Raw genomic sequence first — 21,638 nt, forward strand, 5'->3', positions numbered from 1 at the left:
GCTGATTCTGGAGTTATCGATGTTGCAGCACCCGCAGATTGATCCAGTCGCCATATCCCTGGGGCCGCTGAAAATCCACTGGTACGGGTTGACCTATCTGGTGGGTTTTCTGGCGGGCTGGTGGCTGGGCAGGCTGAGGGCCCGTAAGCCATGGTCCCCGGTTACCGAAGTTCAGATGGGCGACCTGCTGTTCTATCTGGCGCTGGGGGTGATTCTGGGTGGGCGCTTCGGTTACGTGGTGTTTTACAATTTTGACGCCTTTCTTGCCGACCCGCTCTGGCTGTTCCGGGTGTGGGAAGGCGGTATGGCGTTCCACGGTGGCCTGCTGGGCGTTATTTTCGCCATGTGGTGGTACGGTCGAAAAATTGAGCGTGGCTTCTGGCAGCTTGCCGACTTCGTTGCGCCGCTGGTGCCGGTCGGCCTGGGTGCTGGTCGGATTGGCAACTTCATCAATGGTGAACTCTGGGGCAAGCCCACGGATGTAGCCTGGGGCATGGTATTCCGCACGGCACCGGATTCCCTTGCCCGCCATCCATCCCAGCTCTATCAGTTTGCCCTGGAAGGCGTCGCACTGTTTGTGATTCTCTGGCTGTTCTCGGCAAAGCCGCGCCCCCGAATGGCCGTGTCCGGTCTGTTCCTGCTGGGCTACGGTAGCTTCCGCTTCCTGGTGGAATTTTTCCGGCAGCCTGATGCACAGCTTGGATACCTTGCCTTTGACTGGCTGACCATGGGGCAGGTGTTATCCTTCCCGATGATCGTGGCCGGCGCCGCGCTGATGTTGATTGCCTATCGGAGAAACGCCGAATGAAAGCCTATCTTGACCTGATGCAGGACGTAGTCGACAACGGTTTCAACAAAGGCGACCGCACCGGCGTAGGCACCCGCTCGGTGTTTGGCCGACAACTGCGGTTTGATCTCCAGCAGGGCTTTCCGCTGGTAACCACCAAGAAAATCCACCTGCGGAGTATCATCTTCGAACTGCTGTGGTTTTTGCGCGGCTCGACCGATAACAACTGGCTGAAACAGCGCAAGGTTTCCATCTGGAACGAATGGGCATTGGAAAACGGCGATCTCGGACCGATCTACGGCAAACAGTGGCGAAGCTGGCAGTGTCCGAACGGTGAGACGATTGATCAGATCAGCCAGGTGATAGAGCAGATCCGGAGCAAGCCGAACTCAAGACGCCTGATCGTCTCCGCCTGGAACCCGGCCGAACTCCCGGACGAATCCGTCGGCCCCCGGGACAACGTCCGCGAAGGCCGCATGGCCCTGGCTCCCTGTCACTGCCTGTTCCAGTTCTATGTCGCCGACGGCAGGCTATCCTGTCAGCTCTACCAGCGCAGCGCGGATCTGTTCCTCGGCGTACCGTTCAACATTGCCTCCTACGCCTTGCTTACCCATATGATCGCCCAACAATGCGATCTGGACGTCGGGGAATTTGTTCATACCTTCGGTGATTGCCATCTCTACCAGAACCACCTGACCGACGAGATTGTCTTCGAGCAGTTGAAACGTGAGCCCCGGCCATTGCCGAATCTGGTCATCAAGCGTAAGCCCGCGAGTATTTTTGAGTATGAGCTTGAGGATTTCGAGTTTGAGGGCTATGAGCCTTATCCTGGAATTAAGGCGCCTATTGCTATATAGCCTTGGTTAGCCGCGGGCTTGGGCTCCGGTCCGTTTGTTTCGGAGGCTGCAGGCCAGTGGAAGGGGCTTTCCGAAAAACGCTACAAGCACATCCCTGTGCGCTTGGGCTCCGCCATCCCTGGCTCCGCACATTTTCGGAAAGCCCCTTCCACTGACCTGCGGTCAAGCTTATGGAGATCGAGTTTCTCACTAATACAGCACGAGACCATTTCCGCTTCGGTCTTTGACAGTAAATCATTTTATCTCTGTATTTGGATAAGCGAACGTCAAAGTCAGCCGCGAAAGGGCGGGGATCGGTGTCCAAAAATGTGCGGAGCCAGGGATGGCGGAGCCCAAGCGTACAGGGACGTATTTACAGCGTTTTTTGGACACCGATCCCCGCCCTTTTGCAGCCACCAAGCTTGAGAGCTGAGAAAACAACTCCGAACCACAAGGAAAAACCAGTGAGAAAGGCCCTGATAGTCGCCATGTCCCAGAACCGGGTTATAGGCCGGAACAACAATCTGCCCTGGTATCTGCCCGGAGACCTGAAGTACTTCAAGCAGGCCACCATGGGCAAACCCATCATCATGGGGCGGAAAACCTGGGATTCCATTGGCAGGCCGCTACCGGGGCGGATGAACTTGGTGATCTCCCGTGATCCTGAATGGCAAGCACCCGCGGGAACGACGCCTGCAAAGTCATTGGGCGACGCACTCGTTAAAGCCGGAGCCCAGGCAGAAATCGAAGGCGGTGAAGAAGTGATGATTATTGGCGGCGGACAAATCTATGCCGAAGCTTTGCCAATAGTGGACAGAATGTATGTCACCCTGGTTCACGCAGAAGTGGAGGGTGATGCATTCTTTCCGGAAGTAGACTGGTCAGAATGGGAAGAGCTCGGACGGGAGGATTTCTCCGCGTCCGAAAACAATCCCTATGACTACAGTTTTGTCGTCTATCAACGGGCTCCTTAATCCCTGCGGGGAGGACGCTTGCCAGATGGCTTGCCGCCTTTTCCGCCCTTACCCGGTGGTTTGCCCTTGAAACCACCCGGGCCACCAGGGCCTTTACGGAAGTTACCCTTGCGAGGCCCGCCCGGGCGACCACCCTTGTTGTCCCGGCGTGGTGGCGCCGAGGCAGAGATTTCAGGTAGCGCCTCCGGTTTTTCCAGGGGCAGGGTGCCGGGCTGGACAGCTTCCATCCAGCAGGCCAGCGCTCCCGCGACCATCGCAGTATCCATTTCATTGCGCTCGGCAATTTCATCCAGCAGACCCATGGCCTTGGCCAGCTTGCCGTCCTCAGCAAATGCCAGCAGTTGGGCCTCGAACTGCTGCTCCCGCAGTTTCTTGAGCTCAACCGGTGACGGCAACTCATAGGGCTTCATTGGTGAGTTGGTGGCCCGCTCCAGAGTGCGTAGCCAGCTTCGCTCGCGGGGAGTTACCAGCAAAATGGCCTTGCCTTCCCGCCCGGCGCGGCCGGTCCGGCCAACACGGTGGATGTAGGCTTCGGTATCGTAAGGCACGTCGTAGTTGATCACGTGAGAAAGCCGGTGCACGTCAAGCCCGCGAGCTGCCACATCCGTGGCTACGATAATATCCTTTTTGCCGTTTTTGAGGTCTTCCACAGTCATTTCGCGCTGACGCTGGTTCAGATCACCATTCAGCGGTGCCACGGCATGACCCCGGGCCGCCAGCTTCTCGGCCAGCAATATGGTTTCGGCTTTGGTGCGAACAAAAATAATGGCCCCGTCAATCGCTTCCACTTCCAGTATGCGGGTAAGGGCATCCAGCTTGCGTTCGGCATAAACGGGCAGAACATATTGCGAAATGCTTTCGACCGTGCGGGTTTCGCTTTGTATTTTTACTTCTACCGCATCTTTCAGGTAGGTCTGGGCAACCTTCCTGATTTGCCCGGGCATGGTCGCGGAGAAGAGCGCGCGCTGGCAGTCCGGTGGGGTTTTGACCAGGATCGCTTCGACATCATCAATAAAGCCCATGCGAAGCATTTCATCGGCTTCGTCCAGAACCAGTGCCTTCAGGGCCCCCAGCTTCAGAGTGCCCTTGCGAAGGTGATCCAGCATCCGTCCCGGGGTGCCTACGATAACCTGAGCTCCACGCTTCAGGCCCTTGATCTGGGGCTGAAAATCCTGGCCACCATAAATCGGCAGTACATGGAAATTGTTGAACTTGCTGGCGTAGGTGGTGAAGGCTTCGGCAACCTGGATGGCCAGTTCCCGGGTCGGCGCCAGCACCAGAATCTGGGGTTCGGCAAGCGTTGCGTCAATCCGGCTGAGCAGCGGCAGCGCAAAAGCGGCGGTTTTACCGGTGCCGGTCTGGGCCACGCCCAGAAGATTTCTGCCAGCCATCAGCGCCGGGATGGTCTGCGCCTGGATGGGGGAAGGTTTTTCATAGCCGACGACCGCAACGGCTTCAAGCACTGCTGCATCGAGGCCGAGTTCGGCAAAAGTCAAATCAGACATTCATGTTCTCGGAATTCAGAGGGTAGGGCATTGTCGGGCAATGCGTGTAGTGAGCGGCAGTATACCTGTTCCGTCGCTGCTTTTATATCCGAATCGCTACAGATCCTGTAGGTAGATGCCAAAGCACCAGCTCTACCAGTGCAGGCCTGCGAGTATCTTTAAGTATGAACCTGAGAACTTCGAATCCTAGTCTCGGCGCTCAGAGAATGGTGGCTGCAAGGCAATGGGAAGGGCTTCCCGAAAAACGCTACAAGCACATCCATGTGCTTGTAGCGTTTTTTGGACACCGATCCCCGCCCTTTTGCAGCCACCAAACTCGAGAGCTGAGAAAACAACTCCGAACCACAGGGAAAAACCAGTGAGAAAGGCCCTGATAGTCGCCATGTCCCAGACCGGGGTCATACGGAACAACAAGCTACCCTGGTATCTGCCCTGAGACAGTTGCACCGGTGCCCAAGTTTGGGCAAGCTCATCGCTCATTCGAGTAGCAAGCTAATGAGGACGGCGAATGACCTTTGATGAACTGCTGGATAACAGTGCAATTGCAGACAGCGTGACTATTCCCGCGAGTTGGGGCCAGGGTCGCGCCACTTTTGGCGGGTTGACGGCGGCACTGGTGTTTAACCGTATGGCCAGGGTGGTTGCCGAGGGCAGGCCGATGCGATCGATGCAGGTGTCGTTTGTTGGCCCCGTCAGGCCAGAAGTGCCCGCCGTTATCAGCGCCGGAATACTCCGGGAAGGAAAAGCGGTCAGCCAGGCAACCGGCAGGATCGATCAGGACGGTCAGCCCCAGCTCGTTGCGCTTGGCAGTTTTGGCGGTAGCCGCGAATCCGGGGTCTGGGTAGAGCAACTGCCGGCGCCGGAGGCGGCTGCCCCGGAAGATTGCAGACCTTTGCCATATATCAGGGGTGTGACCCCCGAATTCACCCGGCATATCGAGATGCGCTGGGCTTTTGGTCACATGCCGTTCAGTGGCAGGGGCGGCCGTGAGATGGGTGGCTGGATGCAGTTCCGGGAGCCGCCACAAGTGCTGACGGACGCGCACATAGTGGCGCTGGTTGACGCCTGGCCCCCGGCGCTGCTGCCGCACCTCAAATCACCGGCGCCCGCGAGTTCCCTGAGCTGGGCGCTGGACATCATGCACCCGCGCCCAACGATTGAACCCGGCGCATGGCTGCTTTACCGCGCGACTATTGATCAGGCAGGGGCCGGATATGGCCACACCCAGGCCGGTATCTGGACCCGGAGCGGCGAACTGGTGGCGACCAGCCGCCAGACCGTCACCGTGTTCGGCTAGGGTAGTGGGTCGGGTTATCGGTTGGACAGCAGGGTTGATCAGGCTGCGAGCTCGGACTTGCAGGCGTCAATGATGATCCGTGCGAAATCCTCGGGGGAGTCCTCCTGCAGAAAATGTCCGCCCTGAAGTGTTATGTGGGGCTGTCCGTGGGCGCCCGGAATGCGTCTCTGCATATGGCGATCGCCGCCACGGGTGATGGGGTCGCCACTGCTGAAGCAGGTGATGAACGGTTTTTTCCATTTTTCCAGAACCTGCCAGGCTGCCTTGTTGGCGTGGCTGGCCGGATGATCTTCGGAAATCGGCACCAGCCTGGGGAATGCTCGTACTCCCGCCTTGTGTTCAGAGCTTGGAAAAGGTGCTTCATAAGCGGCCAACTCGGCCTTGCTGAGTGTGCGCTCTGTGCCCAACTGCACCAGGCGTCCGATCGGGAGCCAGGGGCTGTGGCCAGCAAAGGCTTTCCAGAGCGTGAATGTTGCAGGCACTGAGGTCTCGCCGGTGGGCAGGGTGCCATTGCCCACAATAATGCGCCGGAATAAATCCGGATGCTCGGCGGCAAGGCGCAGGCCCAGCAATGAGCCCCAGTTCTGACACACCAGGGTAATGTTTTTCAGTTGCAGGGTTCTGAGCCAGTTGGAGAGCCAGGTAATATGGCGGTCATAGCTGTAATCCTCGATGGCCGCGGGTTTGTCTGACTTGCCAAAGCCGATCAGGTCCGGCGCAAGCACCCGATGCCCGGCCGATGCCACAAGCGGAATCATATGGCGGTAAAGATACGACCAGGATGGCTCGCCATGAAGCATGACAACGGGCTCTGCGCTGATAGGGCCTTCATCCGCGTAGTGCATTCTCAAACCCGGTCCGGCTTCAACATAATTGGGTGTAAATGGGTAGTCCGCCAGGCCCCTGAAACGGGCCTCATCGGTTCTCAGAATACGCATGCCATCGACTGTCCTGACTGATTGGTTGCGTGGTCAACGTCCCGTTAACCTTCAAAGCCAGCATAAAGCAGTTTGAAATCTCTAGTGTTTGGTTTCGGTAACAGTCCGTTGATCAATTGAATCAGCGGTCGGTGTCAGGGTCGGGGCGGCGATTGGAACGCTTGTCTTCCCAGTCCAGGGCCTTGGGGTCGTACCAGCCGATATGATCAAGAACCTTGTCGCGCGTTGCGGGAGAGAGGGTTTGCCAGAGCTCCTGGAAATTTTCCAGGCCGCGCTCACGTTGCCGGTTCTGTCTGGCCTGAAGGTGACGGATAATCTGCGGGAGGTGCAAGGCTTCGCCCAGTTGGCCGGGAATCAGAACTTCCTGCCCCATCACCTTGCGGCGATGGGTCCGGGCAGCCAGCACATGATGCAGGGCGGTTGCTGCTTCAAGAGCAGTTTCAACGGTAAACGCTTCGTTAGCCAAACTTTGAACCTGTTCAACAAATAAACAACAACCTCAAACTATAACCTGAAAGCCGGTACACTGGCCATGAGGGCGTGTTAGTGTCCCGTCTGGTTAATTCGTTGGCCTACTGCGAATGAACCAGACGGAACACTAGTCTCCGCCACTTCGATGATTCAGGGCTGCGGAACCGCTTGATATGTACGAAAAGCTTCAGACACGGACCTTCCTCGCCATGCTTGTTGGCGTTTCAGTGGCTTTTATACTGTTGATGAAGCCGTTTTTTGGCCCGATTTTCTGGGCAATTGCCATCGCTCTGATCTTCCATCCGGTGCAACAGAAACTGACCAGCCGCATGGGTGACCGGCCAAACCTGATCGCATTACTTACCCTGATGCTGTGCATGTTTATCGTTATTATTCCGGTAACCGCGCTGGTCCTCTCTCTGGTGGCAGAGGGCGTGGCCCTTTACCAGAAAATCCAGAGCGGCGAACTCAGGCCGGGCGAATATATCGATCAGGTTGTGAACTCTTTCCCCGCCATTGAAGCCTTTTTCGCAGAATTTGGCGTCAACTTCGGAGATGTCCGTGACCGAGCGGTGAGTATATTTGTCGGGGGCAGTCAGTTGCTTGCCCGGCAGGCTCTGGGCGTTGGTCAGAATACCTTCCAGTTTTTCCTGGGCCTGGCGCTGATGGTTTACCTTGCTTTTTTCCTGTTGCGGGATGGCAGTACACTGGTTGAACTGTTGATCCGGGCCCTGCCTCTGGGGGACGCACGAGAGCGCTTGCTGTTTGCCAAGTTTGCCGAGGTCACGCGGGCGACCGTCAAGGGCAACCTGCTGATCGCCGTTATCCAGGGCGCACTTGGGGGCTCCATTTTCTGGATTCTGAATATCAGTGGGGCACTGCTCTGGGGTGTGGTCATGGCAATCGTGTCACTGTTGCCGGCTGTAGGCGCTGCCCTGGTGTGGATTCCTGCGGCGGTCTATCTGGCGGCAACCGGTGAGTTTGTTTCCGCCGCGATACTGACCGCGTTTGGTTCCATCGTGATCGGCCTGTCGGATAATCTGTTGCGTCCGATTCTGGTGGGGCGCGATACCAAATTGCCAGATTACATCGTTTTGCTCTCCACGCTGGGTGGTCTCGTTATGTTCGGCATTAACGGCTTCGTGATGGGGCCATTGGTAGCCGCACTTTTTATGGCTTTCTGGGGCATCTTTATCAGGGAGTTTGCCGAAGATCAGCAGACCGCAGAGGCGGCGGCCCCCGATTCAGTCAAAGAATCATCACCGGCGGAGCGGTCCGACCCGGGCTGAGATGTGCCAGAGCCAGAGCCAGAACTTAAAGAAGCTGACGGCGGCGTGTTCGGCTTCAGACATCGCCGTTCGTAATAGAGCCGGGCGCTAACTACACTTTCTCCATGATAGTGAGCCGGATCAGATTATTTCTGTATGGTTGGTTTGATAATCCCGGCTTACAATGATCAGCAAGCTGCGTAATTCACTGCATTGGAGAGAGTCATGGTTGGCCAGGAAAGCCTGTCTTTACGTCGCCTGAAAGAGTTTCAACCTCTTGGCCGGTTATCGGATGACCAACTCGTGCTGTTGGCAAACAGAGCTGAGCGGCGGCTTCATGGCCGGGGCCAGCGTGTCATTGAGCGCGGTGTCCGCGACGGCATGGACTTTTTCCTGGTTTCAGGTCAGGTTGAGCTTGAATCCGGTGATGGCCGCAAGTTCCGGATTGACGCGGGATCAGACCAGGCGGTGAACCCCATCGCCCGTCTTCAGCCGCGAATGTATACCGTGACTGCAGTAAAACCATCGGAATTCCTGGTTATCCGGCAGGACATGTTGACCCAGCTCCTGCGTTCGGCGCCGGTGCATCAGGTCGAGATGCAGTCCGGAGAGGTCTCGGGCGAGCCAGAAAGCGAAGAGCACCAGTTGCTGATGGAGTTCTATGCCGAGCTCCGCACCAATCAGCTTGCGCTTCCCAGCGTTCCTGACGTTGCCCGCAAAGTGCGCCGGCTTGTTGATCGTGAGGATACCGCGGCGGAACAGGTGGCCAGTGCGGTCGCGGCCGACCCTGCGTTGGCGGCAAAGCTGGTCCGGGCCTGCAACAGTGCGCTTTATCGGGGATTTTCCGATGTCCGCAATGTGCGGGAAGCGGTAATCCGGCTCGGCATGCGCACCACCCGGCAACTGGTTACAGTGTTCTGCATGCGGGAAATTTTCCGCTCAAACCGCCCCGCGCTCCAGAAAGAAATGGATCGTTTGTGGAAGCATTCACGGGAGGTGGCCGCACTGTGTTGGGTTCTGGCTGACAGTGTTACCTCTCTTGACCCGGAAGAGGCTCTGTTGGCTGGCTTGCTGCACGACATCGGTGTGGTTCCGGTTCTGGTTCAGGCCGAACATCACGAAAAGCTGTTTTCGAATCAGGCCAATCTTGACCATGCCATTGAGGAATTGCGTGGTGATATGGGAGCCGCCGTGCTTGAAAACTGGGCATTCCCATCCCGGTTTCTGGATGCAGTAAGACACGCTGAAGACTGGGCCTGGGATAGCCCTGAATCCTCCCCCCAGCTGGCGGATGTGGTCATTGTGGCGCAGCTTCACGCGATGATCGGGGCGAATAGGAGCGCGGACCTGCCCCTGTTTGAACAGGTTCCGTCCTATCGCAAACTGGGTGAACTCAAGCTCAATGCATCCAGAAGTCTGCAGTTGCTCACGGAAGCACGGGCCCGGGTAGACGAGGTGCACCGTTTGCTGTCAATTCACTGAGGATGTGCATGGTGGCCGATCTTTCTCAATTTGATACCCGATGACAAGCCCGATCATGAATGTACCGCTTTTCCCGCTGAACTCTGTGGTGTTGCCCGGGGGCAGGATTCCCCTGCAGCTCTTTGAGCCCCGTTATCTGGACATGTTGACCCGGTGTCTGAAAGACGATCGGGGCTTTGTCGTGGTGCTTCTGCGCGAGGGCGTGGAAACCGGTAAAGTTGCGGCGTTTTACGATATTGGCACCTACGTCCGCATCATTGACTTCAAACAGCTCGACAATGGTTTGCTCGGCATTACGGTAGAGGGCCAGAGTAAAGTTTCAGTTGTTCGCTCCTGGCAACAGCAGGATGGCCTGAACGTCGGGGACGTCGAGTGTCTGCTTGCCGAGGGTGCCCTGAGAATCCCGGAATATTATGCGGAACTGCCCTCAGTGCTCAGAGCACTTTTCCGTCATCCGGTGATCCAGGATCTGGGTATGGAAGTGGATTATGCCGATGCCCGTGATGTGGGCTGGCGGCTTACCGAACTGCTCCCGCTTGATAAACAGGAAAAGCAGCGCCTGGTGGAACTGCAGGACCCGCTGGACCGACTGGACCGCCTCAACGACCTGCTGGAGGCGCTGGAGGAAAGGGGCTGACTAGGTTGGCGCATACCAGATCATGGCGTGCGGCCACTGATGGATAACGTAACCGACACTGAATGCCAGCCACGTTACGGCTGCCATGACAAGTGAGACATCCAGCGTGACCGGAGCGTTATCAAAACGGCTGAAGCTGGTTCTGACCAGTCCGGTTATTGCCAGCCCCAGCAAAATTCCTGCCGTTATGTCCGTAAACCAGTGAACTCCGAGATAAACCCGACTGATAGCAACCAGAAGCAGGGGCAGGCTGAATATCAGGTAAAAATGCCAGCGGTACCCCGGTCGGCTTTCCCGGGAAATAAAACTGGCCAGCAACGAACATAAAACGGTTATCCCGGTAGCGTGCCCGCTGGGGTAAGCTTCAGACGAAGGCGGTTGCAGGACCAGTTCCGGTCTTGCGACAGCGGTGACATCCTTGAAAAGCCATACCACCGCTACTGCCAGCAGGGTGGCACCCGCGACATGAAGCCCCGCTGCATAGAACCCGCGAAAAACCAGTGCCAGAACCGCAAGCGCCGCAGCGCAGGCCAGAACGGGCGGGTCACCCAGCAGAGTAATCGCGACCAGAACTCCGTCCAGAACCGGGTGCCGAAGCTGGGCCAGCCAGTCGACGGCCAGGCGGTCAAAGGGCGTCAGCAAATCCGTGGTTAGCGCCAGTTGGGAAACAATCGCGAACAGCGCCAGGCTGGCGAGCCCCAGCATCAGCGAAGGCAGCGGGAACTCGCCGGCATGGGACGGCCTCTGGCTGGAGTAAAGGCGCCAGACATGGTGTGTTGTCCGATAATTTTCCATGCGCCCGGCAAGCCATTCATAAATGCGGCTGCCCCGGCCCAGACCAAGCTGAAAGCGAAAAATTACCAGGTAGACAGCGGTCAGGATCAGCGCGCTGATCGCCATCACCGGATAGAAGTGCGGGGGCGGCTGGATGTCGCTGGCGATGGCGCTGCCTACCAGATAGCCGGGCAACACGTACACGGGTGCCCATCCGACAGCAGACGAAAGATTGAAGACCAGGAAGCGGCGCCAGGGCATCAGCAGGGCGCCGGCCACCAGCGGTATGATCGGCCTTATAGGGCCGACAAACCGACCCACGATCACGCTTTTGCCGCCGTGGCGCCGGAAGAATTGCTCGCCCTTGATAATCACGCCGGGGTATCGGCTCAAGGGCCAGAGCCGGTGGAGGCGTCCGTGGAACAGACGCCCGAGGGCAAAACTGAGTCCGTCCCCGGAAATGGCGCCGGCTCCGGCCCATATCAGCGCTTCGGTCAGGGGAATGCCGGCCTGCCCGGCAAGGGCAGCAATGGCAAACAGGATGGCAACGCCGGGAATGACAATCCCGGCCAGCGCCAGGGATTCAAGAAACGCCGTGATAAAAAGGCTGAACGCCAGCCACTGCGGGTTAAGGCCAAGCCAGTCTGTCAGCGCCTGATAATCGCCGACGCTCATGATCCGGCTTCACCTCCTTCGCTGTTTTCACCCTTGCTGTACCAGGCTGAGTCGGCTCCACGTTTCCGGGCTTCATGGAGTGCAGCGCGAACCCGGCGGTGAAGGTCCGGCGTGCGCCTGTCTTCGCTGGCGCGAGTGGTACAGCCTATGCTGACCGTGACCTTGCCAACCACCGGCCAGCTTGCTTCGGCAATGGTTCGTCTGACGCGCTCAGCTATAACCCGGACGCCCTCTTCGGACGTGAATGGCAGAATCAGATAAAATTCTCCATTTTCAAGGGTATAGAGGGTATCGCCAGCTCTTATGACGCCAAAAAGGTGCTGAGTAAGCTCTTTCAACAGCATCTGGATGCCGTCCTTGCCATGGAGATCTTCCATTTCATCAGCATAATCAACGGCCAGGGTAAGAACTGACAGGCAGTGGTTCATGGCAATGGACCGGCTGATTTCCTTCTGCAGGGTCTCGTCCAGAAATCGGGCATTGTGAGCGCCGGTGACAGGATCCGTGATGGCAAGGTCTTCGGCCGACTGGGCCATGTGCCCATAGTGCCAGATGTAAAGTGCGGCCACGCTGGTGAGTGCAAAGACCCCGGTAGTGACCGTTATGGTCCGGGTAAGATCATCGGTTGCCAGCAGCAATCCGCCCAGCGCAAGCAGAAGTGCCAGCGACAGAATCAGGCCCTGGCGCAGGGGCAGAATCAGCAGGTTGAATACCACCATTGGCATGACCCAGTGACTGATGCCGGGGGGTGAGAGGGCAAACATCGCAGCAATGAGGCTGCCGTTCAGGCCGGCCAGGATGAGCAGGTGGCCTTTGGCAGAGAGCTGGTGGCGTCTGCAAACAAAAGTATAGCCAGCTCCGCCCAGGGTCAGTAGCGTCATGACCGAGGCCAGGAAAAACAGATCATAAAACCCGTAGCGCAAATTCTGAATCGCCAGGCTGGCAATAAAGAGGGTCGCCAGGGTGTAACCTGCCAGATGGGTGTGAGTTCTCAGCCGTGTTTCGGTCAAAACGGCTTGCCTCCCGGGGGCTGGCCGGTATCGGCGCTGCGAGTCTGATTCCAGGCACTGTAGGCCTGGGAGCGGTCACCCCCCTGCTGTTGCGCACGCCTTAAAGCGTTGGCGACAGAGCTTTGCAGACTGGCCGCGTCGTCGCCAATATTAAGCCCGGCAATCCCGGCACTGACAGTCAGGTCTAACTGGTGCGAACCAAGCAGGGCTTTCAGCCCCCGGCGAACGGTTTCGGCCAGGCTGGCGGCGTCGGCCGTGGGGATGCCAGGCAGAATAATCAGAAACTGCAGGTCCGCCACCCGGTAATAGGTATCAAAATCCCTGAGTTGAGAGTGCAGGTAGCGCCCGATACGTGGCAGAATGGAGCGAATGTCGGCGTCCGGGTCACTGTCGCTCAGGTGGGTATCAAGGCCGATCATGATGACAGACATGTCGGTACCCTCGCGCTCACTGCGCTGGATTTCCTTGTGCAGGTCGGCGGTCAGATATTCCCGGCTGGCGGCCTGGGTAAGTTCATCAGTCCGGCGCAGCGGGGCAAGTTGACGGGTTTTGTACTCCCGCAGGAATACCAGCAGGAAGGACAGGACAGTCGTCATCAGGAAGGCGCTGATCATCTGGTGTCGCTCCGGCATGCCGGTCAGCGAGGAAATCGCCAGCATGGCGAGGATCACGCAGGCTACGCTCAGCGCAGCAGCCCAGGTCAGCGGGAGCAACGCGAAGGATATCAGGGGGATAACGTAGAACCAGTGTACAAGGCCCCAGGGCCCGAGCCAGAGACTGGCAATCAGCGCGGCGGTAAGTAAGCCAAACGCGATTTTCTGAACAGTCGGCCAGGGAGCCCTTGACCATCTGGCGCTGACGGCGCTGCTGGTCAGCACCACGGCTACCGCAAGCAGGGCGGCTATCACCGTCAGGCGGTCGCCCTGGAGCATGGCGAAGAGCGCCGTGGCTGCCAGTAAAATGAGTCCTGTTCGCGCTAATCGGCCAAGCAGGAAATTTTCGGCCATCTGGGCCATGGTGTCCGTCCTCTCCCGGGCGTCCTTGTTTGACAGCATAATGCAGGTGCATGTTACAAGCATGCGTTTTGGCGATGCCAGGCGGGTATAATAATCGTTGAGGCGAGTACTTGAAACGGCAAAGGCGTCTCCAGGAGCCGATTTCAGAATTGATTGGGAAAACGGAAGGTGATTTTGATGGATACTGCAGCTTATATGGCAGAGGTTGGCCAGCAGGCACGCCGGGCGGCGGCGGAGGTTGCGCGCTCAACCACAGCAACCCGCAATCGGGCCCTGCTGGCGACGGCTGAAGCGCTGGAAGCTGCCCGTGATGAAATGGCCAGGGCCAACGGCATTGATCTTGAGCGGGGCATCGACAATGGTCTTGAGCCGGCAATGCTGGACCGGCTGGAGCTCACGCCGGCTCGTATTGACAGCATGATTGAGGGGCTGCGGCAGGTGGCATCACTGCCGGACCCCATTGGCGAAATTACTGGAATGACCTATCGGCCCTCGGGAATCCAGGTGGGTCGCATGAGGGTGCCTCTCGGCGTTATCGGCATTATCTATGAATCCCGCCCCAATGTGACGGTCGAGGCAGCCAGTCTTTGCCTCAAGTCGGGGAATGCAACCATTCTGCGTGGTGGCTCGGAAGCGATCGAATCCAATCGGGCCATTGCCGCCTGCCTTGGCCGTGGCCTGACCGAGGCAGGCCTGCCCGAGGCGGCTGTCCAGGTCATCAGGACCACTGATCGGGCGGCCGTTGGCGAGTTGATCACCATGCCCCAGTATGTCGACGTCATTGTTCCCCGCGGTGGCAAGGGGCTGATCGAACGCATCAGCCGGGATGCCCGGGTGCCGGTTATCAAGCACCTGGACGGTGTATGTCATGTCTATGTTGATAGCCATGCCGATCCTGAAAAAGCGCTGAACATTGCCATAAATTCGAAAACCCAGCGCTACGGTACCTGCAATACCATGGAGACGCTGCTGGTGGATGAAGAGGTTGCGGCGGATCTGCTGCCACTGCTGGCGGAGGCTTTCCAGCGCAAGAGCGTCGAGTTGAGAGGGTGTTCCCGCACGCGGGCGATTCTGCCAGCGACCGTCGAAGCAACGGAAGCTGACTGGTATGCCGAGTACCTTGCGCCGATACTTGCGGTCAGGGTGGTCGATGGCGTCGCCGGGGCCATTGCCCACATCAATCAATACAGCTCCCGACACACCGACTGCATTGTTACTGAAAATTATACCCGGGCCCGCCGTTTCCTGACCGAAGTGGATTCCAGTTCGGTTATGGTCAATGCATCAACCCGTTTTGCGGATGGGTTCGAATATGGTCTGGGTGCCGAAATCGGCATCTCCACGGACAAGATTCATGCCCGCGGTCCGGTCGGGCTGGAGGGACTGACCTCACAGAAATACGTGGTGTTCGGGGACGGCCAGGTGCGGTCCTGAGCCTTTATGAAACTGATCTATGGCGGCACCTTCGACCCGGTTCACCACGGCCACCTGCGTCTGGCAGTGGAACTTCGCGAGCATCTTGCGATTGCCGAGATCGCGCTGGTGCCCAGCCATATACCGCCGCATCGTGAATCACCGGGGGCGTCCAGCGACCGGCGGCTTGAGCTCTTGCGTCTCGCGATCGAGGATGAGCCGGGGTTGGCAGTAGATGACCGGGAACTGAATCGCCAGGGCGCCTCCTATACTGCAGACACCCTGCGCCAGATCCGCCAGGAGATCGGGCCCGACGAACCGCTGGTCATGGTCGTGGGTACCGATTCCTTTGCCGGTTTCGACCGCTGGCGGGAGTGGGAGCGCATACCTGAACTGGCCCATATTATTGTAGTGGTTCGTCCGGGTTCCAGCATTCCTCCCGAAAGCGCTCCGGCAGAGCTGCTCGCCGCCCGGGCCGCCAGCTCCGTCGATGAGTTGCATGCCAGCCCCGCTGGCCGGGTGATTGTGCTCGAGCCGCCGCTGATGGATATCTCCGCCAGCGGTCTGCGGGAGCGAATCGCGGATGGACGCTCGCCCCGTTACCTGCTGCCGGATCCGGTCTGGCACAGAATCTGCCAGCTCGGACTGTATGGTGCGTGACGTGACAGGAACTTTTAGTGATATAATATTTCATATGGGCAGACCGGGCCGATTGGCCGCTTCATATTTTACAGGGTGACTATGCAGGCAGAGCAATTGCGAGAACTGGTAGTGAATGCGCTTGAAAATATCAAGGCGCAGGACGTAAGCGTGATCGACGTCAGAGACCGGACCAGTGTGACTGATTACATGGTACTGGCTTCGGGAACCTCCAATCGCCACGTAAAGTCACTGGCAGACTCGGTTGCCGCGGAAGCAAAAGAGCAGGGTGTGCGGGCTGGCAATATCGAGGGGTCAGGTGCAAGTGACTGGATCCTTGTTGATCTTGGTGATGTCGTGGTGCACCTGATGATGCCTGCCACCCGCGAGTTTTATGACCTTGAACGGCTCTGGCGCGATGCCCCCAGCCTTGGGGCGGCAGGGAGCGAATAGGCATGCGTCTGAAACTGATCTGCGTCGGGCAGAAAATGCCTGACTGGGTCAGCCGGGGTTTTAACGACTATGTCCGCAGGATGCCGCCCGAGCTCCCGATTGAACTGACTGAAATAGCCATGGCTCACCGTGGTAAAAATCCGGATATTGACCGCTTGATGAAACGGGAAGGCGAGGCCATTCTTACCGCGCTGGGCGACAGAGACCGGGTTTTGGCTCTGGAGGTCGGTGGCCGGAGCTGGTCCACTGAAAAACTGGCCAGTCAGCTTGAGACCTGGCAGCAGGACGGTCAGGACGTCTGTTTTCTGGTTGGTGGGCCCGATGGGCTGGACCAGGCCTGCCGGCAAAGAGCGGACCAGCTCTGGTCATTGTCCGACCTCACCTTGCCTCATCCCCTTGTCCGTATCCTCCTTGCCGAACAGCTTTATCGGGCCTGGACGGTCACCCGTAACCACCCGTATCACCGGGCCTAGGAAACATTATGCCCTGGGGAGAGTTCAAGGACACCGTGGCCGAGCGTCGGCTGTTTCAGCGACGGGCGATGGTCATGCTTGTAATGGTGGTGGTGTTGCTGGGTATCCTGGTCGCGCGAATGTACCAGTTACAGGTGGTGGAGCATGAAATCTACACCACCCTGTCCGACAAGAACCGGGTCCAGGTCCAGTCGGTCGCCCCGCCCAGGGGGCTGATATACGATCGCAATGGCGTGCTGCTGGCGGAAAACCGGCCGGTGTTCAGTGTTACCCTCGTTCCCGAACGGGCAGGCGACATGGAGCAGGTGCTGGCCAAGCTTGAGGGCCTGCTGGAAGTGTCTGATGAAGACATGGAGCGGTTCCAGCGCCGCCTTAAAGAGCGCCGCCGACCCTTTCAGGCTTTACCCCTTCGCTACGATCTGAATGAGCAGGAGATCGCCCGTCTTGCGGTCCACCGCCACGAGCTGCCCGGTATCGAAGTGGCGGCGGAACTGGTTCGTTACTATCCCTACAGCGAACTGACTGCCCATGCCCTGGGGTATGTCGGGCGGATAAACCGGGAGGAGCTGCAGCGCATCGATCCGGTCAATTATGCCGGGACCAACTATATCGGCAAATCCGGCGTTGAACGTTTCTACGAGAACCTGCTTCATGGTCAGGTGGGGTATCAGCATGTTGAAACCAATGCCCGTGGTCGAACCCTGAGGGTGCTTGAACGTCAGAATCCGGTGCCCGGGGAGGATATCGAACTGCACCTGGATCTGCGAATGCAGCAGCTTGCCCACGAGTTACTCGACGGCCGGCGTGGCACGATTGTCGCCATCGAACCGGTTACCGGCGGTCTGCTGGCGCTTGCCAGTGTGCCGGGGTTTGATGCCAACCAGTTTGTCACCGGTATCGGCGTGGAAGCATACCGCGAGTTGAGGGACAGCCCGGACAAACCACTTTTTAACCGCGCCCTGCGGGGACAGTATCCGCCGGGTTCGACCCTGAAACCCATGTTGGCGGTAGCCGGTCTGGACAGCGGGGCCACAACCCGGGACAAAACCATCTGGGACCCGGGCTTTTTTCAGCTCAAGAATAATGGCCGACGCTGGCGGGACTGGAAACGCAGTGGCCACGGCTGGGTCAATCTCAACGACGCAGTGGCTCAGTCCTGCGACATCTATTTTTACGAGATGGCGATCGACATGGGAGTGGACACCATTCATCACTACCTGTCCCGGTTTGGTTTCGGCGAAGACGCCACCCTGGATGTGTCCGGCGCTCTGAGCGGCCTGCTGCCTTCCCGGGACTGGAAACGGGCAGTTCACAACGAGCCCTGGTATCCCGGCGATTCGGTGAACCTGGGGATCGGTCAGGGCTATATGCTGGCGACGCCACTGCAGCTGGCAACGGCCACTTCGGTCCTTGCCAACCGCGGCTCCTGGGCCGAGCCACGTCTTCTCAAGGGGGTCAGTGGCGACCGCTCTGTGGGAGATGTATTGCCTGAGGCGACACATCAGTCCATTACTCTGGAAAACCCGGATACCTGGGAATTTGTGGTCGAGTCCATGGCTGACGTGATGCATGGTGCCAAAGGCACAGCCAGAAGCGCTGGCCGTGGGGCGCCTTATCGCATGGCGGGCAAGACCGGGACAGCTCAGGTATTCAGCCTGGCCGAGGACGAAGAATACGACGAGGAGGAAGTTCGTGAGCGGTTGCGTGATCACGCGCTGTTTGTGGGTTTCGCACCTGTTGATAATCCGCAGATCGCGGTTGCCGTGATTGTCGAGAACGGTGGCAGCGGCAGTGGCACGGCCGCTCCGGTAGCCAGGGCCCTGTTTGATGCCTGGTTACTGGATTATGCCGCCGATGGGGACTCCGTGATTGCGGCCCGGGCCGGAGCAGCAGACTGATGGCGTCGAGCGAGCTTTTTGACCGGTCCGAAAATCCTTCACTCTTCGGCCCCGGCAGGCGTTTCTGGTCAATGGTGCATGTTGATCCGGTTCTGCTGCTGTTATTGCTCGTTCTGGTCGCTGCGGGTCTGGTGGTGCTGTTCAGCGGTGCGGACCAGAACATGGCGATGGTAAAGGCCCAGGGCGTCAGGATGGGGATTGCACTGGTGGTGATGCTGGTTTTTGCCCAGCTTGACCCTGCGGTGTTCCGGCGCTGGGCTCCCTGGTTATACCTGGCCGGTATTCTGGGCCTCGCCGCTGTGCTGCTGTTCGGTATCGGCGCCAAGGGCGCCCAGCGCTGGCTTGAGCTGCCCGGATTGCCGCGATTCCAGCCTTCGGAACTGATGAAACTGGTGGTGCCGATGATGGCAGCCTGGTATCTGTCGCGCCAGTTTCTGCCGCCCCGGCTCAGGTACGTGGGGGTATCGTTGCTGATTGTCGTCCTGCCCATGGCCATGATCATTCTGCAGCCGGATCTGGGCACCTCGCTGCTGGTCGGCGCGGCCGGTATTTTTGTGATATTTTTTGCCGGCATGAGCTGGAAGGTGATCAGCGGCTTCTTCGCCATGGTGTCCGTATCAGCGCCGCTGATGTGGTTTTTCGTTATGCGCGACTACCAGAAGCAACGGGTGCTGACGCTGCTGGATCCGCAGAGTGATCCGCTGGGTGCCGGGTGGAACATTATCCAGTCCAAAACAGCCATCGGTTCCGGCGGCATCGATGGCAAGGGCTGGCTGCAGGGCACCCAGTCCCATCTTGAGTTCTTGCCGGAAAGCCATACCGATTTCATTGTTGCGGTGCTGGCAGAAGAATTCGGTTTCGTTGGTATGGTCTGCCTGCTGCTGCTTTATCTGCTGATTGTTCTTCGTTGTCTTTACATCGCCGCCCTGGCACAGGATTCATTCAGCCGGTTACTGGCGGGGTCGCTTACCATGACCTTCTTTGTCTACATTTTTGTCAATGTGGGTATGGTCAGCGGCCTGCTGCCGGTGGTGGGTGTTCCACTACCGCTGATCAGCTATGGCGGCACATCAAGTGTCACTCTGATGGCCGCCTTTGGGGTACTGATGTCGATTCATACTCACAGGCGAATGATCAGTGCGTGAATCCGCTTTGTTGTCAGGAGCATGTGTGAGATCCCTACCGGTGGTACACCTGTTAAAGGCCCTGGTTCTGATGCTGTGTGGTCTGCCCATGGCAGCTACAGCCGCGGCGGGACAGTATCCGCAGACGCCTCAGGGCCAGGCATTTATCCGCACCATGGTCGAGAATTTCGGGTTTGAAGCCAGTCGCGTAGAGAGCCTGCTTGGCGACGCCCGGAGGAACGAAACCATTCTTGAGTCGATCAGCCGTCCGGCCGAGAAAACCCTGGACTGGCAAAGTTACCGGAAAATTTTTATCCGCCCGGAACGGATTGCCCAGGGGCAGGAATTCATGGCGGCGCATGCGGATGCGCTGGCCAGGGCGGAACAGGACTACGGGGTACCGCCCGAAATTGTAACCGCCATTATTGGTGTGGAAACCTGGTATGGCCGTTATATGGGCAAGTATCGGGTGCTGGACGCACTGGCAACCCTGGCATTTGATTATCCGCCAAGGAGCCGGTTTTTCCGTAGCGAACTTGAGCAGTACCTGCTGATGACAAGGGAGCAGGGACTGGACCCGCTGGCCCTGAAAGGCTCCTATGCGGGGGCTATGGGTTACGGTCAGTTTATTTCCAGCAGTTATCGCCATTATGCCGTGGACTTTGACGGCGACGGCCTGGCGGATATTCTTGCTAATCCGGTCGACGCCATTGGCAGCGTAGCGAACTATTTCAGCGCGCATCGCTGGCAGCCGGGAGAGCCGGTAGCCGACCCGCTGGACGCGGACCTTGTGGCCGGTTCACGGCTGCTGACCAGGGGCCTGAAGCCGAGCCTGCAGGTTGCGGACTTCCGGCAAGCGGGGTTGCCTGTGCCAGAATCGTTAAGCCCGGACCTGCCGGCGAGAGCACTGCGACTGCAGGCTGAAGATGAAAATGAACATGAACTTTGGCTCACATACCGCAACTTTTACGTGATAACCCGTTACAATCACAGCCACTTGTACGCGATGGCCGTATATCAGCTTGCAGAGGCTCTCAAGTCTGGTGATGATGGTGTGTGACAGCAGACAGACGGATACAGGCATTGTGAATAACGCGGCTTTTTTAGGGGTGATCATGGCAGTGCTGGCTCTGGCCGGGTGCGGTTCAGTACCTGCTGATCATTCTTCGCGGTATACCATCGCCCAGGACCGGGCACCCCGGGGCAATTTTGATGTATCCGGGGTGGCCGATGTCATCCCCCGGTACGAAGCACCGACAGCGGCTGGCAACAGGTCGCCTTACACTGTCTGGGGAAAATCCTACCGGGTACTTGAGTCCAATGAGCGTTATGTCCAGCGCGGTACGGCAAGCTGGTACGGTGAAAAATTCCATGGTCACAAAACCTCCAACGGTGAAATCTTCAACATGTACGCCATGTCGGCGGCCCATAAAAGCCTGCGGATTCCCAGCTATGCCCGGGTTACCAATCTCGATAACGGCCGTTCCGTGGTGGTCCGGGTCAATGACCGTGGCCCGTTTCACGGTGACCGCCTGATCGATCTGTCCTATGCCGCTGCCAGGAAACTGGACTTCCTGGGCAGTGGCACGGCCCACGTTGAGGTGGCCACGATCAATGTCCGGCCCGACGGGACCATGACAATGGCAGGCCGTGCCTACGATGACTCCGGGGGGCGGCCTGATACGGCTGAAGCTGGCCCGGGGAACCGGTCGCTGTTTGTTCAGCTCGGCTCTTTCAGTCAGCGGGACCCGGCGCAGACACTGCTTGACCGCGCCCGGAGGATTGCCGCCAACCCGACGCGGGTAAGAGAAGTGGTGACCGCGACCGGCCGCTTTCATCGGGTACAGGTCGGACCATTCAGCAACGAAAACGAAGCCCTCGCGGCCCAAACCTTTTTGCAGGACCGGGGATTTTCAGAATCCATTCTGCTGACCGACACCCACTGAACCAGACACTCACTTGATATCG

21 protein-coding genes are annotated in these 21,638 nt (G+C 58.4%); 15 read left to right on the plus strand and 6 right to left on the minus strand.

Annotated elements, in window-relative coordinates; genetic code table 11:
• Window positions 1–19 precede the first annotated feature (19 nt).
• From lgt to VJ956_RS02165, 3 genes are all read left to right on the plus strand, one after another.
• On the plus strand, window positions 20–808 hold the full coding sequence (gene lgt, locus VJ956_RS02155; protein WP_324081122.1) for a prolipoprotein diacylglyceryl transferase: 789 nt from the start codon (window positions 20–22) through the stop codon (window positions 806–808).
• Window positions 805–1,644 (plus strand): thymidylate synthase, encoded by an 840-nt coding sequence (locus tag VJ956_RS02160; RefSeq protein WP_324081124.1) that lies wholly within the window; start codon window positions 805–807, stop codon window positions 1,642–1,644. Before lgt ends, VJ956_RS02160 begins: the two co-directional genes overlap by 4 nt.
• Window positions 1,645–2,087: 443 nt before the next feature.
• Complete coding sequence (locus VJ956_RS02165) at window positions 2,088–2,597, plus strand: dihydrofolate reductase (RefSeq protein WP_324081127.1); 510 nt, start codon at window positions 2,088–2,090, stop codon at window positions 2,595–2,597.
• Here VJ956_RS02165 and VJ956_RS02170 read toward each other — a convergent pair.
• Complete coding sequence (locus VJ956_RS02170) at window positions 2,594–4,102, minus strand: DEAD/DEAH box helicase (protein WP_324081129.1); 1,509 nt, start codon at window positions 4,100–4,102, stop codon at window positions 2,594–2,596. The two genes, VJ956_RS02165 and VJ956_RS02170, sit on opposite strands and share 4 nt — an antisense overlap.
• A gap of 508 nt (window positions 4,103–4,610) precedes the next feature.
• Between VJ956_RS02170 and VJ956_RS02175 the strand changes: the two genes are divergently transcribed.
• Window positions 4,611–5,399, plus strand: coding sequence for a thioesterase family protein (locus VJ956_RS02175; RefSeq protein WP_324081130.1), 789 nt, complete (start codon window positions 4,611–4,613; stop codon window positions 5,397–5,399).
• 38 nt (window positions 5,400–5,437) lie between these two features.
• Here the strand turns inward: VJ956_RS02175 and VJ956_RS02180 are convergent, their stop codons facing one another.
• Together VJ956_RS02180 and VJ956_RS02185 are read right to left on the minus strand one after the other, a co-directional pair.
• On the minus strand, window positions 5,438–6,337 hold the full coding sequence (locus VJ956_RS02180; RefSeq protein WP_324081132.1) for a haloalkane dehalogenase: 900 nt from the start codon (window positions 6,335–6,337) through the stop codon (window positions 5,438–5,440).
• 121 nt (window positions 6,338–6,458) lie between these two features.
• Entirely contained in the window at window positions 6,459–6,803 is a 345-nt protein-coding gene (locus VJ956_RS02185) for a hypothetical protein (protein WP_324081134.1), read from the minus strand.
• A gap of 178 nt (window positions 6,804–6,981) precedes the next feature.
• Here VJ956_RS02185 and VJ956_RS02190 point away from each other — a divergent pair, with 178 nt between their 5' ends.
• The 3 genes from VJ956_RS02190 (at window position 6,982) to VJ956_RS02200 (ending at window position 10,195) form a co-directional block, all read left to right on the plus strand.
• Window positions 6,982–8,097 carry an AI-2E family transporter gene (locus VJ956_RS02190; protein WP_324081136.1) on the plus strand — a complete coding sequence of 372 codons (1,116 nt, stop codon included), beginning with the start codon at window positions 6,982–6,984 and terminating at the stop codon, window positions 8,095–8,097.
• 204 nt (window positions 8,098–8,301) lie between these two features.
• A complete protein-coding gene (locus VJ956_RS02195) occupies window positions 8,302–9,558 on the plus strand; it encodes an HDOD domain-containing protein (RefSeq protein WP_324081138.1) in 1,257 nt (418 codons plus the stop codon).
• A 55-nt stretch (window positions 9,559–9,613) separates the two neighbouring features.
• Entirely contained in the window at window positions 9,614–10,195 is a 582-nt protein-coding gene (locus tag VJ956_RS02200) for an LON peptidase substrate-binding domain-containing protein (protein WP_324081140.1), read from the plus strand.
• Here VJ956_RS02200 and VJ956_RS02205 read toward each other — a convergent pair whose 3' ends face one another.
• Genes VJ956_RS02205 through VJ956_RS02215 form a run of 3 tightly spaced genes read right to left on the minus strand, consistent with a single transcriptional unit; the run spans window position 10,196 to window position 13,709 of the window.
• Window positions 10,196–11,644, minus strand: a complete 1,449-nt coding sequence (locus VJ956_RS02205) for a bifunctional DedA family/phosphatase PAP2 family protein (RefSeq protein WP_324081141.1) — start codon at window positions 11,642–11,644, stop codon at window positions 10,196–10,198. It abuts the gene before it with no gap.
• A complete protein-coding gene (locus tag VJ956_RS02210) occupies window positions 11,641–12,654 on the minus strand; it encodes a GGDEF domain-containing protein (protein WP_324081143.1) in 1,014 nt (337 codons plus the stop codon). The genes VJ956_RS02205 and VJ956_RS02210 overlap by 4 nt, the downstream gene beginning before the upstream one ends.
• The gene (locus VJ956_RS02215; RefSeq protein ID WP_324081145.1) at window positions 12,651–13,709 is read right to left on the minus strand and encodes a GGDEF domain-containing protein; all 1,059 of its coding nucleotides are present in this window, start codon (window positions 13,707–13,709) and stop codon (window positions 12,651–12,653) included. The genes VJ956_RS02210 and VJ956_RS02215 overlap by 4 nt, the downstream gene beginning before the upstream one ends.
• Before the next feature lie 138 nt (window positions 13,710–13,847).
• On the opposite strand from VJ956_RS02215, the gene VJ956_RS02220 reads away from it, so the two are divergent.
• From VJ956_RS02220 to VJ956_RS02255, 8 genes are all read left to right on the plus strand, one after another.
• Window positions 13,848–15,104, plus strand: coding sequence for a glutamate-5-semialdehyde dehydrogenase (locus tag VJ956_RS02220; protein WP_324081147.1), 1,257 nt, complete (start codon window positions 13,848–13,850; stop codon window positions 15,102–15,104).
• 6 nt (window positions 15,105–15,110) lie between these two features.
• A complete protein-coding gene (gene nadD, locus VJ956_RS02225; protein WP_324081151.1) occupies window positions 15,111–15,743 on the plus strand; it encodes a nicotinate-nucleotide adenylyltransferase in 633 nt (210 codons plus the stop codon).
• Window positions 15,744–15,824: 81 nt separating this feature from the next.
• Window positions 15,825–16,175, plus strand: a complete 351-nt coding sequence (gene rsfS / locus VJ956_RS02230) for a ribosome silencing factor (RefSeq protein ID WP_324081153.1) — start codon at window positions 15,825–15,827, stop codon at window positions 16,173–16,175.
• Between the two features lie 2 nt (window positions 16,176–16,177).
• Window positions 16,178–16,648, plus strand: a complete 471-nt coding sequence (gene rlmH / locus VJ956_RS02235) for a 23S rRNA (pseudouridine(1915)-N(3))-methyltransferase RlmH (protein WP_324081155.1) — start codon at window positions 16,178–16,180, stop codon at window positions 16,646–16,648.
• An 8-nt stretch (window positions 16,649–16,656) separates the two neighbouring features.
• Window positions 16,657–18,546 (plus strand): penicillin-binding protein 2, encoded by a 1,890-nt coding sequence (gene mrdA, locus VJ956_RS02240; protein WP_324081157.1) that lies wholly within the window; start codon window positions 16,657–16,659, stop codon window positions 18,544–18,546.
• Complete coding sequence (gene rodA / locus VJ956_RS02245) at window positions 18,546–19,691, plus strand: rod shape-determining protein RodA (RefSeq protein WP_324081159.1); 1,146 nt, start codon at window positions 18,546–18,548, stop codon at window positions 19,689–19,691. Before mrdA ends, rodA begins: the two co-directional genes overlap by 1 nt.
• A 25-nt stretch (window positions 19,692–19,716) precedes the next feature.
• Window positions 19,717–20,730, plus strand: a complete 1,014-nt coding sequence (gene mltB, locus VJ956_RS02250; RefSeq protein ID WP_324081161.1) for a lytic murein transglycosylase B — start codon at window positions 19,717–19,719, stop codon at window positions 20,728–20,730.
• Window positions 20,731–20,785: 55 nt separating this feature from the next.
• Window positions 20,786–21,616 carry a septal ring lytic transglycosylase RlpA family protein gene (locus VJ956_RS02255; RefSeq protein ID WP_414674363.1) on the plus strand — a complete coding sequence of 277 codons (831 nt, stop codon included), beginning with the start codon at window positions 20,786–20,788 and terminating at the stop codon, window positions 21,614–21,616.
• Window positions 21,617–21,638: the final 22 nt, after the last annotated feature.

Origin of the sequence: Marinobacter sp. (assembly GCF_035268745.1) — a bacterium.
Taxonomy (GTDB): domain Bacteria; phylum Pseudomonadota; class Gammaproteobacteria; order Pseudomonadales; family Oleiphilaceae; genus Marinobacter.